The organism is Treponema primitia ZAS-1 (genome assembly GCF_000297095.1).
In the GTDB taxonomy this organism is placed as follows: domain Bacteria; phylum Spirochaetota; class Spirochaetia; order Treponematales; family Breznakiellaceae; genus Termitinema; species Termitinema primitia_A.
In genome coordinates this window covers 135,585-152,336 of record NZ_AEEA01000058.1, presented here as the reverse complement: position 1 = coordinate 152,336, position 16,752 = coordinate 135,585, and the positions used below count along the sequence as shown (strand labels likewise).

Sequence of the window (16,752 nt, the reverse complement as noted above, 5' to 3'; positions counted from 1 at the left end):
TATTTTAAAGGAGTATATATGCCCACTTTCAATATTCAGATCCTAGTCGGCATGGGCGCTTATCTGGTGGCAATAATTGTCATCGGGCTATGGTTTGCCCGGCGGAGTAACAGCAACCCCGAAGAGTTTTTCCTGGGGAAACGGGGACTTGGGCCCTGGGTCGCCGCCATGAGCGCCGAAGCTTCTGACATGAGCGGGTGGCTTCTGATGGGGTTACCGGGGGTGGCCTATTTTACCGGGATGGGGGAAGCCTTTTGGACCGCCGTGGGCCTTTTTATCGGGACCTGGGTTAACTGGCAAATCGTAGCTAAACGGCTCCGGTCCTATTCCCAGGTGGCAAATAACGCCATCACCCTGCCGGATTTCTTCAGCAACCGGTTCCACGACAAGAAGCGTATCCTCATGTCCATCGCTGCGATAATGATCCTGGTATTCTTTTCAATATACGCGGGGGCGCAGTTTGTGACCTTCGGGAAGCTCTTCGTCAATGTGTTCAATGCGGAAAATTACTTTACCGTCATGGTTATACTGGGGGCGGCCCTGGTTATGCTTTACACCCTCCTGGGGGGCTTTCTAGCGGAAAGTACCACCGACTTTATCCAGGGCATTATGATGATCTTCGCCCTGCTCCTGGTGCTGGGTTTCGGGTTCTTCCATGCAGGGGGCTTTGCGGGGGTTTCGGAAAACCTCGCGCATTTCCCCCGGTTTACGGATATTTTCGGTATTTACGAGCCGGGAAAAGGTACCGGGACGGATTATTCCTTCCTGAATATCCTGTCCTGCCTGGCCTGGGGACTTGGGTACTTCGGTATGCCCCATGTATTACTCCGGTTTATGGCGATTAAGAAATCCTCCAAAATACCGGAATCCCGGTTTATCGCCGTAACCTGGTGTTTCATCTCCCTCGTTGCGGCGGTGGCTATCGGCATTGTCGGCCGGGCCTATCTACCCGGTTTGCTGACCACCGCGGGAGACGCGGAGACCATTTTCCTCCACCTGGCGGAAGAATTCTTCCCACCCCTGCTGGCGGGCCTGGTAATTTCGGGGATCCTGGCGGCGTCCATGAGCTCCTCCGACTCCTATATGCTTATCGCCTCATCAGCCCTGGCAAACGACCTTTTCAAAGGGCTCTTTAAGAAGGACGCCGGGGAACAATTGGTGATGTGGGTGGCCCGGATCACCATGCTGCTGGTAACGGTTTTCGGGGTGTCCATCGCCCTTTCGGGGAACCAATCGATATTCAGGATCGTGTCCTACGCCTGGGCAGGTCTGGGCGCCACATTCGGCCCGCTGATTCTCTTTTCCCTTTTCTGGAAACGGACCACCCTGCAAGGCGCCATCGCGGGGATGCTTACCGGCGGGATCATGGTGTTTGTGTGGAAGGAAGGGATCAGCAAAATCGGCGGAGCCTTCGCGGTATACGAGCTTCTCCCCTCGTTCATACTTTCCGGTCTGGTTATTTTCCTGGTGAGCCTTGCCACCCCGAAGCCTTCCGATGAAATTGAACAGGAGTTTGAGGCTGCCAAGACCGCCGAATTCTGATACCATGGCAAGGGGAATACTAATCGCCGGTAACGAATCTACGCTCTCCGCCGCAATTGCTGCGGAGGCCGGCAAGCGGGCCGAGCGCTTTGCTGCGGCCCTTTTCCCCAATCGTCTTTCCTATCCGCTGGAAAATTTCCAATCAAAAAACCAGCAACCTTCCTCCCTAGTCTGGAACCCCGGAAGCCCCGTTTCCACCCGCGCCATGGTGCTGGCCGCAGAAAATCAGCTTGGCCGGATCGACGACGCAGTTCTTGTGTGCACCCCTCCGGCGGTTCGGAAGAATGCGGGGGATCTAAAAAGCGCCGACATTGAGATCATTGTAAACGATCACATCAAGGGCTGGTTTTTTCTGGTAAAGGAACTAGCCGTGATTTTTAAGGCCCATCAGGCAGGATCCCTTGCGCTGGTGCTTTCCGATACCGTAAACGGCGGAGGCCGGGACGACACGGATCTTATCGGCCCTTCGGTATCGGCATCCTTCCGTTCCCTTGCACAGGGGCTCATGGCCTCGTCCCAAAATGAACCCTATGGGGTGTACGGCTTCTCCATTCCTGCGGGGACCTATCTTGGAACAGAGGACGACAATAATGTTGGCGCCTTTGTGTTTAAGACCCTGGAGGATGGCAAGCGGAATGTTGGGAAGTGGCATAAATTTGGCGGGAAGCTGACGTTTCTTAAGCATTAATCGTGTTTTATCTTTTCCACTGTTTTGTTGGCAAAAACGGGCGGAGGAGGGGAATCCCCGGCGCTCGTGCGCATGTAGAATTCACTTACGGAGCCCCTTCGGGTCTCCTCCAGTGAGGAATTCCATATGCACTCGGTCGGGGATTCCCCTCCTCCGCCCGCCTGTGTCAGTAATACTGTGGGGAAATGATTGTGGGGGTGTAGGTAAATGGAGTTAGGCGCAATAAAAAAGCCGAAAAACTTATTGGCATAATGTTACCTGTGATATAGATTAATTTTATCGGAATGACAAGGGGCAAAAAATGGCAAAGCAATTTTTTTCACATAGGGAAAATTGGCAATAAATTAGTATCAATCCCAGTTAAAAAAGACGGAGAGGCGGCTTTGCCGGCCCCCACCACCCATTGGGCAATATCATTTTTTTCATAATTTTGGAAGTTATTGACAAATTTTCCGTAAGTATTACAATATACTCATGTTTCAGACAATAGCTCACGGCTCACGGCTCACGGCTCACGGCTCACGGCTCACGGCTCACGGCTCACGGCTCACGGCTCACGGCTCACATTATACTTTAGCAAAACCCCAGCGTGTCAAGTACCCAATAGTTAAATCCCCATTCTCATGTAAACTCATAGCGGATATAGGCAAATTCACTCCAAAGGGGAGTTTCTACGCCCTAAAGGGGGAACCCCTTTGCCTTAAAGAGAAGCCCCGGGTATCGGTATTGATCCTATACACAAAGGTGTTCTCCGCTTATGCGGAGAGCATACATAATTTTGACAGCAGGGAAAGACCGCAGGAGTTTTCACTATGAAGAAAAATCATTTTTTTGAGGTAATATCGGCAATAGTGCTGATATTGGGTTTTCTGGTTATCGGTTGTGATAACGACACCGGTGGCGGTGGGCGTATCGACAGCGCTATTGTGGGGAAATGGCATTCGACGCAGACTGCCGCTGATAGCGGTACAAGCGTTGTGTTTGAAATTACATCTGACGGTCATATAACCGGCGAGGCATTCAATACGGAAGTCAAAATCACCACATCGTCAGGGCGAATCAAGGCAACTACTAAGGTAAACGGAAAAACCGTTGACGGGGGATCGGCCGATTATGTTGTCCAGGGTACAACATTGAAGTTTTCCAATGCGAGCGCTGGCGGAGGTTACTTTACCTCGTTGATCGCCGGCCAAGAGTTATCTATCGACTTATATGGTGATGGTAAATATCATAAGAGAGCTGGGAATGGAACCGGTGGGAGTGGAACCGGTGGGAGTGGAACCGGTGGGAGTGGAACCGGTGGGAGTGGAACTGNTGGGAGTGGGACTGGAGGAACCGGTGGGAGTGGGACTGGAGGAACCGGTGGGAGTGGGACTGGTGGAACCGGTGGAACCGGTGGAAGCAGTATCGGTTGTAGTAGCCTAACTTCAGGTACAAAATGTACCGCCCAGTCTAAATGTAGTAGTCAGTTTCTGTGTCTTACTGGTCAAGGCAGTGACAACGACTGTACTACCTCTTGTTCTTGCCAATAGATTACGTAAACATATTGTGAGCGCAAATGGGTCTGGCGCTTTTGAACATTAACAAACATACGACAGGGACAGTTGCTATGCAACAGACCCTGCCGTATGTTTTGTCTATATAAATATGTTGCATATCAAGATGATTCCGTCCGTGGGGTACATACTTCGCTGCTTGCGGCGGGGTTCTTCATTGTCTGTCACGAAATAAAAAAGCGTAATGCAGAAATATTAACCGAAGTATCGCACGCCGGCTTCGAAAATCCTCTGGTACTTATTTCCCGGTATATTGATATGCACATACTCTCCGCAGCGTTCCGAGTGGGCCATCTTACCAAGGATCCTGCCATCAGGACTGGTGAGTCCTTCGATGGCGAAATCCGAACCGTTGGGGTTGTCCGGTTCGGCCATGGTAGGATTCCCCCGCTCGTCGGTGTAGCAGAAGGGGACCTGGCCTTTGGCGAAGAGCGCCCTGCCTTCTTCTTCTCGAATAACGATGCGGCCTTCGCCGTGGCTTACGGGGAGGATGTGGATGGTTCCCGGCTCTTCCAGGACGCACCAGGGGGATGTGTTGGAAATAATTTTAGTGCGGACCATACGGGAAACATGACGGCCTATGCGGTTGAAGCTCAGGGTGGGCATGGAGCTTTCCGCATCCAGATATTTGCCGTAGGGGACCAGTCCCAGCTTGATCAGCGCCTGGAAGCCGTTGCAGATACCCAGGATCAGGCCGTCCCGCTTTTCCAGCAGTGTTGTTAACTCCTCCGCAATGGCGGGGGAACGGAATACGTTGGCGATAAACTTTCCCGATCCGTCAGGTTCGTCCCCGGCGCTGAAGCCTCCGGAGATGGCCACGATCTGGGCTTCCCCTATGGCAGCCGCCAGTTCCCGCCTGGATTCCAGGATGTCCTCCGAATTCCGATTCCTGAAAATAACCAGCCTGGTTCGCGCTCCGGCTTTGCGGAAGGCCCGCTCCATATCCCACTCACAATTCGTCCCGGGGAATACGGGCAGTACAACCAGGGGCCGGGCGGTTTCGGCCGCCTTCCCGGCAGCGCTTTTTCTGTGCCCTTGATCTGCTTTGCCCGGCTGTCCGGCGGAAGCTTTCCCGCCTTGGATAGCCGCTTCCAGGGCCTCGTCACTTGCAGGTATGGAACCGGCAGGCGAGGCCGGGGGGTCGGCAACCGTAGCGCCCGAGGAGGTTTGGGGGAACACCTGGGCCAGGGTACGCTCGTAGACCCGGCGCAGTATCGCCAGGGATTTTTCGGCAGACTTCTCAGCAGAATTTTCGACGGACGGATCCTTTTGGGCTATGCGGCCGCAGGTGTCCCGGCAGGGTCTCCCACTTGGATCCGCCCACCGGAAGACCGGTTCCGGCACGGTATGGGCCGCTATTGCCCAGCAGGGCGCGGTTCCGTCCACGGAGATTCCCCACAGTAATACTGTGGCTTCGCCCAGGGTGGCGTCGGTGATTTCTACCAGTACCGAACCCTGATGCAGGCCCGGGGATACCAGGGATAGAGCCGCGGCGTTCACCTCAAGGCCGACCATATTTCCAAAGGCCATGAGGGCCAGGGCGGCGCTTACTCCGCCGGGCCCCACGGGATAGGCGGCGCAGACCAGACCCTTGGCGGAAAGGGCTGCCAGGGCGTTCATGTTGGCCTTGAACACATCCCATTCCCCTGTTTGATACAGGAGGATCACGGCGTTGCCGGGCTTACCGCTCAGGGCGCCGGAACGGACAGCGGAGGCCGGGGCAGTTCCGGCGGCAAAGGCGACCAGGGTAGGGGGGACCGCCAAGTCAATATGGTTGGCGTCGTCCCTATAGCTGCCGGACATGGAATCCTTGCCGCCTATGGCGGGAACACCCAGGGCCAGTTCAGCCTCCAAAGCGCCCAGCAGGGCTCCCAGGACTTTGCCCCAGGATTCAGGCGCATCCATCCGTTCAAAGTACTCCTGAAGGGAAAGCCGGGCAGTCCATGGATTGCCCCCCAGGCAGGCGTATTTGGCCAGGGCTTCCCGGATTGCCCCCTTTGCCCCTTCGTAGGGGCTGCACAGGGCCAGATCCGGATCGTAACCAAAGCTCATGAGGCCGGCGGTGAGGCTCTCCTTGTCCGGCGAGGGGAGCAGCGCCGCCATACCGCACTCCGGGGTACCCTGTTCTGCCCCGCCCCAGGGGTAGAGCGCCGAGGCCGCCCCGATAGAACCGTCGAACCGTTCCTGCAGGCCCCGGCGGCTGCCGGTACGGAGGGAACCCAGTTCCCGCTCCAGGCTGTCCAGCAGGCTCTCTGCCGGTTCCTGCAGCGGAGTTCCATTCCGGCGGGTTTCAATCAGCGCCTTGGCCGAACGGGGAGCGCCGTTGGAGTTGAGGAAGCGCCGGGAAATATCAACGATGGTTTTTCCCCGCCAACTCATCCTGAGCCGGGGACCCGTATCGGACGCCGCCGGGGTAAAGGCCGATTCGTCCTCATCATCACCTGCGGTGATGACAGCGATGACCACGGCGTCCAGGTTTTCCGCTGCGGCGTATTCGATCAGCCTGTCGGCGTCTTTAGCGGCAACCACCAGGGCCATCCGTTCCTGGGATTCGGAGATGGCCAATTCTATACCGTCCAGACCGGCGTACTTCTTAGGCGCCCGGTCAAGGTTGATGTCCAGGCCGGCGGCCAGTTCCCCCACCGCCACCGCCACTCCGCCGGCGCCAAAGTCATTGCAGCGTTTGATCAGGGCGGTGACATTGGGGTTGCGGAAGAGGCGCTGGAGTTTCCGCTCCTCCACGGCGTTCCCCTTCTGAACCTCCGCGCCGGCGCTTTCCACCGACTCGCCGGTATGCACCTTGGAGGAACCGGTGGCGCCGCCTATGCCGTCCCGGCCGGTCTTACCGCCCACCAGGATCACTAGATCCCCGGCGGTGGGTTCCTCCCGGCGTACCCAGGCTTCGGGAACCGCCCCGGCAACTGCGCCCAGTTCCATACGCTTGGCGAGGAAGCCGGGGTGGTAGAATTCCGATACCTGCCCCGTGGCCAGTCCTATCTGGTTACCGTAGGAGGAGTAGCCCGCCGAGGCTTCCCGGGCGATTTTCAATTGGGGGAGTTTCCCCGGCAGGGTTTCCGAGAGACTGCTCCGGGGATCTGCACCCCCGCTTACCCGCATGGCCTGGTACACGTAGGCCCGGCCGGAAAGGGGATCCCGGATGGCCCCGCCAAGACAGGTGGCGGCGCCGCCGAAGGGTTCTATTTCCGTGGGATGGTTATGGGTTTCGTTCTTAAAGAGGAAGAGCCAGGGCTCGGAACTTTTTTCTCCGGCCGCACCGCTAAATTCAGCTTTGACCCGGATGGAACAGGCGTTGATCTCCTTGGATTCGTCCAGATCCCCCAGAAGGCCCCGCTTTTTCAGGACCTTGGTTCCGATGGTAGCCAGATCCATCAGGGTCCGTTTCCGATTTTTCGCCCCCTCGCCGTAGACTTCCCGGCGGGCTTCCTCGTAGAGGGCAAGGGCTCGTTTCAGGGCCGGAGCGGAGGATGCGGCGTCATCAATGCGGATATCTTCCAGGGCGGTGGTAAAGGTGGTATGACGGCAATGGTCGGACCAGTACGTATCCAGGACCCGTACTTCCGCCAGGCTGGGGTCCCTGCCTATGCTGCGGAAGTAGTCCCGGCAAAAAAGGAGATCCTCCGCGGACATTGCAAGGCCGTATTGTTTGGCAAGATCCGCCAGGGCTGGTTCGGCGGCGGTGGAAAAGCCCGTAAGAACCGGCACGTCTCCGCCTTCCACTCCGGCATCCTCCAGGCTCTGGGGCAGTTCCAGGGCGGCTTCCCGGGAATCCACGGGGTTGATCAGGTATCGCTTAACCGCTTCCAGGGCGGTATCGCTGATGGCGTGTTCCCCGGCCTCAAGGATGAAAATACGGGCGGTCCGCACCACCGGCCTAATCCCCACCGCCAGTTCTACACACTGTTCCGCCGAATCGGAACGCTGGTTGTATTGGCCGGGTACATACTCAATCCCAAAAACCGCGCTTCCCTTCGCCGGAACATCTTCGCCGTAGAACACCGTATCGCACTGGGGTTCGGAAAAGACCAGGTTCACCGCCAATTCGAACTGTTCGGCGCTGAGCCTGGCAGCATCGTAACGCTGCAATAGCCGGATCCGCCGCAGTCCCGCCAATTCGGGGTACTGGACGCCCAGAAAACCGGCGATATCCGACTGCAAACGCCGGGCCTCAATATCAAACCCTTCTTTTTTTTCAACAAACACCCGTCTGATGAGGGTATCTCCATTATTCGGCATGAACGCTCCTCAATACGGATCTATTTTAGCCCAGGGACGCAGTTTTCGTTTCCAGCTTTTTCAGGGCGCCGAAGCCCGGGTCTGCGTTGAAGGACCAAGTTCCTTTGCTTCCTGCGCAAACCAATTTGGAAGCCCCCGGTTCAATGGTCCGTATACCTTCGTCCAAAGCGGATTCATAGGGGGCAAAGAGAGTGCCGTAGCGGAGAACCCGTTCGCTCCGGGCGGGGATGATCACCGTAGTGGGCGCGCCTAGCAGGGTTTTTACTTTGCGGGAGTATTCAAGGCCATTGGCGTAGGCGCTAATCGCATTTTCCGTACCAAGACAATAGGTCTGATCCGTGCCGCCCTCATAGGCGGCCCAGGGGGTAAAGCGGCGTCCGCCGTATTGCATCCAGAGTTCATTAAAGCGAAGGATAATATCCTCCGGTCCGGCGGCTGCCTGACCGGTAAAAAAGCAAATATAGGCCAACTTGAGCGCCGGGTTCACCAGGGCGGACCAGCCGAGCTTCGCCGTGGCGGGGATGACCCCGGCGGTAAAATCCGTATACCCCAGGGGGCTGGGAACCAGGGAAATATCCGCTGTACCGCCCTTGGCCAGCGGGGCCTTATCCAGTGAGGGGAATTCCTTCCCCAAGGCAAGCCGGGTAGTGGCGTCAAACTCCCCGCCTGCGGGCGCCGTGGCCCACCGGTCGGCGGCGCCGCTGAGACGGCAGCCCGCCTGGAGGAACGGGGCGCCCACGGTATTATGCCAGGCAGCGGCAATTTCGAGATCCCGGTCTCCCCGGTTTATAACCCGGATAGCGGTGTAATGAACCGCCTCTGCAGGAAAAAGAGCGTCAATTTTTTTAAAGGACAGGGGCATCTTTGGGTCCGGGCTTTCCAGGGTAGAATACGCCCAGGCGGCGCCGGATTCGGCATCAATGCCGCTGTTCACGAAGCGCCAGGTTTCATTGGCGGTCCAGCCATGGGCAGGCAGGGCCACCCCATCAACGGTGTGGTCCGGGCCGAAATTTGGCAGGCAGGGAAAATTACCGGCAATATTGTTCACCAGGCCATCCCTCCCCGGATTGCTCCGGAACCAGGGAACCCAATGGGCGTTAATTGCCTGATTTTCCCCGTGGTACGAAAATTCGGGAACCACTCCCCCTTGATCATCCACCAGGATACGGGAGTGTCCATTTTCCAGAACTGTTGCGTCCCGTTTGCCCCATTCGGCAACCCGCGTTACAGAAACTGTGCCCTTGCTTTCCGCCATATCAAACCTTCCTTACGGGAAGAATAGCCTAAGACGCCTATCCAATGCTACACCTGCTCGGGCCACACGGACTAAAAGGATAAGGAAGAGAAACCACAGAAAATGACGCATGTAGTTGGTGGTTAAATTTCTCATTGCCCATTATAGTGATGTTTTCAGGGCACAAAGGAAATGGAGGAAGACGAAGAGGACGGCCCCGGAGCTAAACTTCTTATCCCCTTTAATTCCCCTTTCTGTCCTTTGTGGTTATTGAATCTTAATAATACGGTAAAGCCACCCAATTGACGGTTACCGCATAAGATGATAGGGTTTAACACTGTCTAAATTCAGCGTTCAATATAAGAGGTTTAACCGTTATGGCTCCCAGGCAAAAAAAACAGCTTGTCCATGAAGATAATTCTACCAAGGGGGAATGGATCCGCCGGTTTAAGGCAAATCCCTTTGTTTTTATCGGGACTATCGTCGTTCTGATCATTGTTATCGTCGCCTTTGTGGTGGTACCCGCTATAGTCCCCGAGGCAGGCGGACGATCGGTGGATCTCAACTTTGGTTCCTACGACAAGATTCCCATAAGTTATGTACCGGGCAATTATTTCGCCACCATGCAGGGAAATATCGCCCGGTGGTATCAGAATTACCTCAACGAATCTAATGCCCAGACCATAAACCAAATGGTCTGGCGTCAGGCCTTTGAAGAAACGGTGCTCCATATCGCCATGCTTCAGGAGATGAAACAGGCGGGCTATGTAGCGCCGGAGGCGGTGGTGGACCGGGAAGTTGCACAGCTGCCCCAGTTTCAGGAAAACGGCCGGTTTTCCGTAGCCCGGTACCGGCAGATGGACAAAATCTCCCGGCTGGACCTGTGGCGGGAAGTACAGGAGTCCATCGCCAAGCAGCATTACCTGAATGATGTTATGGGCCTTAGAATACCCTCCGGCGAAGGGGCTTTTGTCGGGAATATGACGGCCCGGGTACGGAGTTTCGGCATGGCGGTTTTTCCCCTGGACAGCTACCCCAACGAAGAGGTCATTAATTATGCCCTTTCTGAACCGGATCTGTTCAGGATAACCCACCTGTCCCGGATAACCATCAATTCCAGTGAGCGGGAAGCCCGGCAGGTTCTGGATTCTATCAAAGAGGGGACTAAAACCTTTGAAGAAGCCGCCCGGGAACTATCGGCGGATAGTTATGCGGACCGGGGCGGGGAAATGGGGGTTCGTATGGCCTTTGAATTGACCAGTGATGTGCCGGATAGCCAGGAGCGGGAGACCGTAATAAGTGCCCTTCCCGGCGATTACAGCCCCGTGGTCAAGGTCCCTTCGGGATGGGCTTTTTTCCGGGCTGAGGAAGCGGTCCGTCCCCTGGATACCGTGGATACGGCAAACATTGACAAGGTCCGATCCTATATGCGCTCCTTTGAGCGTGGACGGATAGAAAATTGGCTCTTCGATCAGGCCAGCCTCTTTACCGCTGCCGCCGGGGAAAGCGGTTTTGACGCCGCAGTGGAAGAGCAGGGTGTACAGAAGCGCGATTTTGGTCCTCTGCCCCTGAATTACGGCGGGGTAAGCATGGAAAACCTTTTTACCACCCTTTCGGCCCAGTCGATTTCGGAGCTGATACCCGCGGAATCCGACGAAAAATTTTGGCGGATCGCCTTCTATACTCCCCTGGAAACTCCCTCGGAACCCCTGGTTGTGGGGGACAACGTACTGGTTTTATATCCCCGGGAAGAAACAATAAAGGAAACGGCGGATACCGAGGAGATTAATACCTTCTATTCGACCTTTGTCAGCAGCAACGCTGAAACAAGCCTGCGTTCCCATTTCCTCCATAGTGAAAGACTGGATGATAAATTCGTCGCAACATTCCTGCAGTATCTCTTTTCATTTAATTAGCTATGATTGATGAAACGCCCCGGGAGTTTGCATCTCGCCGGGGTTTTTCTGTTTCCTATAAAGGTAAGACCCTTCTCTCGACCATGGACCCCATTGCATTGGCGGATAGAACCGTGGAGGCCCTTGGGACAGGCTCTGCTCAAGGTACTCTCTACTTTTGTCCTTCCCCCCTTTTCGGTTACGGTCTCAAGCTTCTTCTTGAAAAGATACGTCCCGATTCTGCGGTCCTCTGCGTGGAGATCGATGAAAAACTGATGGCCCTGTCCATGGAGCGGATCGACGAATCCATACTGAAAACCCCCCGGTTCCGCCTGGTACAGATCGGTGATCCGGCTCTGCTCTGTACCTTTGTCCGGGAAACCTGGGGGGGCCGCAGTTTCCGCCGGGTGGAACAGCTGCGCCTAAGCGGCGGCTGGCAGCTACACCCGGAGATCTACGACCGTCTGGCGGACGCGCTTCGGCGGGATATCGCCGTGGATTGGGGCAACGCCATGACCCTGGTAAAACTGGGCCGCCGATACGCCCGGAACGCCCTGCGGAACCTGGTCCTGCTTCCCCGCTCGCCCCCAATGGCGGCCCTCAATTTTGGCGCCCCGCCGGTCCTGGTCCTGGGCGCCGGCCCTTCTCTGGATGGCGTTTTGGATGGGCTTTCCGCCGTCTTCGGAGATCTTTCACAGGGCGCCCGCCGGCCCTTCAGGATAATCTGTGTGGATACCGCTCTTTCCCCCCTCTTTGAGCGGGGGATCAGGCCGGATCTGGTGGTTGCCCTGGAAAGCCAGCACTGGAACCTCCGGGATTTTATCGGCCTCTTTCCCTGGGAAGTTCCGGTCGCCATGGACCTTTCCGCGCTCCCCGCCACGGGAGAAATTCTTGGCGGGCAACCCCATCTCTTTTTTACACCCTGGACCAGGCTCAGCCTCTTCGACCGGCTTAAAACGGCGGGTCTCCTTCCGGAAACCCTGCCCCCCCTGGGCTCCGTGGGACTCAGCGCCACAGCCATTGCCTGCCGTCTTTCCACGGGTCCGATAATCCTGGCGGGCATTGATTTTTCCTTTACCCTGGACCAATCCCACACCCGATCCTCCCCGGCTCATCTTGAACGGCTCAGACGACAGACCCGTTTTTTCAGCCTCGTCGATCCGGCGGCGGCGTTCCGTAAGGGCTGCTTCGTTACCCCTTCAAAAACCGGCGATCCCATCCGGTCTAACCAGGCAATGAAGACCTACCGGGATCTCTTTCAGCGGGAATTTGCCGGAAACAACAGAATCCGGGACATAGCCGGTTCGGGACTTCCCTTGGGGCTCCAAACCCTTAGCCCGGAAAAGGCCTATGCCCTATTAGCCGCCGGGGAAGTCCAAAATACCGGAAACGGAAATAGGGCAAATACAACAGGCGCTATTGGAATTACAACAGAAGCGGTAACCGCCTTTGTCCGGGAAGAATTGGCATCCCTGGTACAGCTCCGCAGTATCCTTACGGGAGAAATTACCGCTTCCCCGCAGCACTTAGAAACGCTCCTGGACAAGTGCGGCTATCTCTGGGCCCACTTTCCGGACTGCGCCGGCGCGGAGGGCAGACGACCCGGGTTAAGTAATCTGGGCTTCCTCAAGCGGGTACGGGCGGAGATAGATCCCTTTGTGAAACTGCTGCAAGGCCTATAGCCGGGTGAAGACCCATGGCAGCCACGCCAGTATTACTGCGGCGGCAAGGATTATCCGCCCCACCGTTGTGGATCCCCGCCTTCCGGCAGCCGCCGTTTCCGTATTTTGCAGCGAAGTTCCCGGCGCCTCGGTTTCGCTCAGCTCGAACATTAGGTTGTCGATATCCATGGCAAAGTTTTTCCTCGTAATGGTGTGTTTCCGTTCCTGGACAAGGGCGAGGATGCGGAAGGATTCGCCCATGAGTTCCCCGAACGGGCCGGGGAGCCGCAGGTCTCCCCGTATTGCCGCCCGGGACAGCATGATCAGCCCCTCCAGGGTTACTGCCCGCTGGAGCCCCGCCAGGAGCGCCCCCTCAGTAATTCTGACTGGTCCCAGGGAAAACAGTACCCGTCCGTAGGGAACCGTAAGGTTGAAAGCCACAATCCCCAGGATGATAAGGATAGTGATAAGGGGATTATTTTTTTTACCCGAAAGCCATGCAAGAAACCAAAAAAACAAAAACTGAATTACCCGAAAATAAGGATCCGGGTTAAAGACCATGGCGGGCATCATAAGCAGCCCCGCCAAACAGAGCTCCCCACTGTTAAAGAGCTTCTCGTATGCCCCCCGCCGCTTCTCCCTGAATCGGAACCGCAAGGAGGATAAAAACCACAAAGGAACAGACGGTACAGAAGGAGAAGAGGAGGGCAGAAATTCTCTTTCCCCTTCCCCCTTCTGCGACTTCTGTACCTTTGTGGTTTGAAATTCTGCGTACCATCGTGATCGTCGTATAAAGTATTCGCAGAAGATGCCCAAGCCGAGGCCGGTGATTATTCCCATGGCCAGGAAGGGGGGGGTGATGTACCGGGCGCTCTCTCCGAAGATGAAGATCCGCGCCAGGGCAAGCTGTGCGCCGTTGGATAGGAGCGCTCCCAGGACGCTGATCCCAATCAGGCTGATCCGCTCCCGCCCCAGGAGCCGCCGGAGGCCGAACATGGAAAGGGCGGATATGCCGCCGCCGGCCAGGGAAAAGAGCAGGATGTAGGAGAAAAGGGTCCCGGTGATCAGCGCTTGGCCTATGACCTTGACCCCCAGGAGGGCCAGAAACGCCGTAAAGGGAAGTATGTCCAGGGCCAGCAAAAGGGGCAGGTTGGCAATCCCTATCCGCATAAAGGGCATAGGTTTGGGAATCAGGTATTCGATGGTAGAAAGGAAGATGCAAAAGGCGCCCAACAGGGCCAGGGTCCGCCGATGTTCCGCCTTACCAGGCGATGCTGTCAAGCTCGGTGTTTTCATCCCCGGTTCCTTCTATATATAAAAATACTTTGTTAGGCAGACACGCCACCCATTGTCCCTGGCGATGAATATGCCCGGCGGCTACACAGATCTGGTTGTTACAGGGAGAGGAGAGGATCCTGCTCCTGCCCCCGCTGATCTCCACCACCGTATCCCCCACGGGGCCGGGGATGCTTACGGTTTCTTCGGCGTCCGAGGGGAAAACCCAGGTCCGGCCCTCTCCCTGGATGAACACCTGTGCGGCGTCCCGGGGACGGCCATAGACCATGAAGGCGGAAAAAACAGTCAGGGCGGCAGAAAAAAGTATGGCGGCAAAATCCAGTGGTTTAAGGGGAAGTGTTCCCTTCATGCCGGCTCCTTGATGTACGGTATGGTGTATGATAGTCGGGTTTTATGGTTTTCTCAATAGATAAAGCTAAAATTGGGGAGCGTTATTTTTAAAAAAAAAGAAATAAATTTCAAATTGTTAGTTGACATAAACTTATATATGTTATAGCCTCAAAACATAGTTATACTTAACTAACTATAAACGTACTCAACCTTTAAGGAGGTCTTTATGAGTTTAAAGTATCTAAAGTGGGCCGTACCGGTCCTCTGCGGGTTATTGGTATTTACCGGTTGTCCGACCGATGATGTTACCAATGTGTATTATACGGATGATGTAGGCGATTTAAGCGTATCCGTGAATGGGTCCTATGGTGTGGCGCATCCGGGTAGTGAATCGATAACTAATTACATCCTATTAAATGTGAGGGGAGGGGATTATACGAAGGGCGCCTACACCCTGGACGATGCTGCGATAACGCCGACACCCGTTCTGATTGAAGGCGGAAGGACAACCCTCGTAAAAATTGCAGTGCCGGCCGGCTCTACTACAGTTGCCTTGGGCGTTGAAGTGGACAAAGAATCCATTCTGGATGAAGAAGTAACTTTTGATGCAGCCGGCGCGGCGCCGCCGGCTGTTCTGTACGGCGAAGTACCCATGCAATTCAGTGAATTTTTTCATGATATTACGGCAGATATCACGGATATTCATCCTGCAAGTACTACTTTTAACAAAGCAGACCGGGCAGCGGCGCCGCAGTTATTAATCACCGCAGGCACACGTACCGGAAATGACAGCACCGGCACTGCCAATAAGCTGCCCAAGTGGACGGACAAGGACGCATTCGATAAGGTTGACGCTATTTCCAGCGCTACCTTTGGGGATGGTGTACACTTTCCCCCAACCGCAAACCTTTCTACAAACTACTCGCCCGTGACGACTAAAGCAGATTGGCACGAAATTACGGGTATCAAAAAAGTAGACGTTGGCGTGGACTTTGATTTGTACGCCAATGCGGTGCTTTTGGATGCGGCCGACAGGTTTGTAACCACATCAACGGCGGTGTTGGAAAAAGTGGAAGCCATCACTTGGAAAGCGGAGAATAATATTTATAAGGCTAAATACTTACGGCCCGATGCGGCATGGGGTAAACGCGAAGATACGCCCAAGGCGGCGGCGGCTGGGTGGCCAACACCCGCCAGCGGTACCGCGCCTACGCCAAGCGTTTCTTACGGTGGTAACTGGGGTGATAAGGTTATATCTTATAATTTTGGTGAAAATCCTAAAGCTCCAAACGGGAACACTGTGATAAGCAATGACGTGTTCAATCTGTATTTTGAAAAAATATACGGTGGCTATGTTGAAGATTCCACAGGTCACCGGGAACCCATCGTCTGGTTGCAACAGTTGTTTTCCCATCGACCGCACACTAATCTTGAGGTCTGCATTCAACGCCCGGGTATTTCCCGAACAGACAATTTAACCCCAAATGGTACCATAAAAGTGGTGGTGTATGCCGATGGTTTGGAAGACCTTACTTTTAATGCGGCTGTAGGAGAATACGCAACCTCCTTTACAATTGAACAGGGAAGTGTCTTCTATACAACAGGTACGGGCGTCAGTGCTACTCTCCAAGAAAGTGACGGCACCGATGTTCCTAATAGGCAATTGCATGTAACTAGCTTGAGTGCGGCAGCGGTAGAAGATTTTGATACCTATGGTGGCGTACTCAGAAAAGGAAATGCAGCTCTCGCCGCAGGTACTTACACTGCTGAACTGGAAGATAACGAAATAGCCATTACGCTAAAGGATACGTTCTTTGCCGGACCTTTCCAGGGCGATTATAATTTCCTGATAAGTACCGCCAATGCCAGCGCCATATCCGCAACCGCCTCAAGGTATAAGGCAGTTCCCTTTACGGTGAACCGCCTTGCCGCCACACGCCCCCAAGTGTTGAGTATTGATGCGGGGGTAGCGGCTACTGATGCAAACACTGTAGCAACGGCTATTGTTGTGACTAAAGGTGATAAAATTACCTTTGAAAACAACGGAGTTGCACACGGTTTCGCGCTGACAGGAGCCAGCCCAAGTACGATATTGGTAAATGACACCACCACAGCATTAACCATAGCAACAGTACTGAAGCGGGATACCCCCGCCGATCCGTACTCTATCGATACCAGCAGTTTAACCGCGGGTACTCTTTACAGGCTCCACATTGTGACAGCCAACGTCTTCCGTGCGGATCGAGCCGCTCTTCCGATAGCTGATTACTACATTAAAATAAACCCGTAACAGCGG

General features: G+C 55.2%; 9 protein-coding genes. 5 read left to right on the top strand and 4 right to left on the bottom strand.

The window, feature by feature from the left end; genetic code table 11:
- The first annotated feature begins 18 nt into the window (after window positions 1-18).
- A complete protein-coding gene (gene putP / locus TPRIMZ1_RS0111440) occupies window positions 19-1,542 on the top strand; it encodes a sodium/proline symporter PutP (protein WP_010259550.1) in 1,524 nt (507 codons plus the stop codon).
- The gene (locus tag TPRIMZ1_RS0111435) at window positions 1,514-2,230 is read left to right on the top strand and encodes a hypothetical protein (protein ID WP_232616819.1); all 717 of its coding nucleotides are present in this window, start codon (window positions 1,514-1,516) and stop codon (window positions 2,228-2,230) included. The genes putP and TPRIMZ1_RS0111435 overlap by 29 nt, the downstream gene beginning before the upstream one ends.
- 1,751 nt (window positions 2,231-3,981) lie before the next feature.
- On the opposite strand, the gene TPRIMZ1_RS0111425 is transcribed toward TPRIMZ1_RS0111435, so the two are convergent.
- Both TPRIMZ1_RS0111425 and TPRIMZ1_RS0111420 read right to left on the bottom strand, forming a co-directional pair.
- Complete coding sequence (locus TPRIMZ1_RS0111425; RefSeq protein WP_010259545.1) at window positions 3,982-8,040, bottom strand: phosphoribosylformylglycinamidine synthase; 4,059 nt, start codon at window positions 8,038-8,040, stop codon at window positions 3,982-3,984.
- Window positions 8,041-8,065: 25 nt separating this feature from the next.
- Window positions 8,066-9,295 carry a hypothetical protein gene (locus tag TPRIMZ1_RS0111420; protein ID WP_010259544.1) on the bottom strand — a complete coding sequence of 410 codons (1,230 nt, stop codon included), beginning with the start codon at window positions 9,293-9,295 and terminating at the stop codon, window positions 8,066-8,068.
- A gap of 356 nt (window positions 9,296-9,651) precedes the next feature.
- Here TPRIMZ1_RS0111420 and TPRIMZ1_RS0111415 point away from each other — a divergent pair, with 356 nt between their 5' ends.
- A complete protein-coding gene (locus TPRIMZ1_RS0111415; RefSeq protein WP_010259543.1) occupies window positions 9,652-11,190 on the top strand; it encodes a peptidylprolyl isomerase in 1,539 nt (512 codons plus the stop codon).
- A gap of 2 nt (window positions 11,191-11,192) precedes the next feature.
- Window positions 11,193-12,851 carry a 6-hydroxymethylpterin diphosphokinase MptE-like protein gene (locus TPRIMZ1_RS0111410; protein WP_010259542.1) on the top strand — a complete coding sequence of 553 codons (1,659 nt, stop codon included), beginning with the start codon at window positions 11,193-11,195 and terminating at the stop codon, window positions 12,849-12,851.
- On the opposite strand, the gene TPRIMZ1_RS0111405 is transcribed toward TPRIMZ1_RS0111410, so the two are convergent.
- Both TPRIMZ1_RS0111405 and TPRIMZ1_RS0111400 read right to left on the bottom strand, forming a co-directional pair.
- A complete protein-coding gene (locus TPRIMZ1_RS0111405; protein ID WP_038078539.1) occupies window positions 12,846-14,126 on the bottom strand; it encodes a Gx transporter family protein in 1,281 nt (426 codons plus the stop codon). The genes TPRIMZ1_RS0111410 and TPRIMZ1_RS0111405 overlap by 6 nt on opposite strands.
- Window positions 14,092-14,475 carry a NusG domain II-containing protein gene (locus tag TPRIMZ1_RS0111400; protein ID WP_010259540.1) on the bottom strand — a complete coding sequence of 128 codons (384 nt, stop codon included), beginning with the start codon at window positions 14,473-14,475 and terminating at the stop codon, window positions 14,092-14,094. The genes TPRIMZ1_RS0111405 and TPRIMZ1_RS0111400 overlap by 35 nt, the downstream gene beginning before the upstream one ends.
- A gap of 207 nt (window positions 14,476-14,682) precedes the next feature.
- Here TPRIMZ1_RS0111400 and TPRIMZ1_RS0111395 point away from each other — a divergent pair, with 207 nt between their 5' ends.
- The gene (locus tag TPRIMZ1_RS0111395; protein WP_010259539.1) at window positions 14,683-16,746 is read left to right on the top strand and encodes a hypothetical protein; all 2,064 of its coding nucleotides are present in this window, start codon (window positions 14,683-14,685) and stop codon (window positions 16,744-16,746) included.
- The last annotated feature ends 6 nt before the right edge of the window (window positions 16,747-16,752 follow it).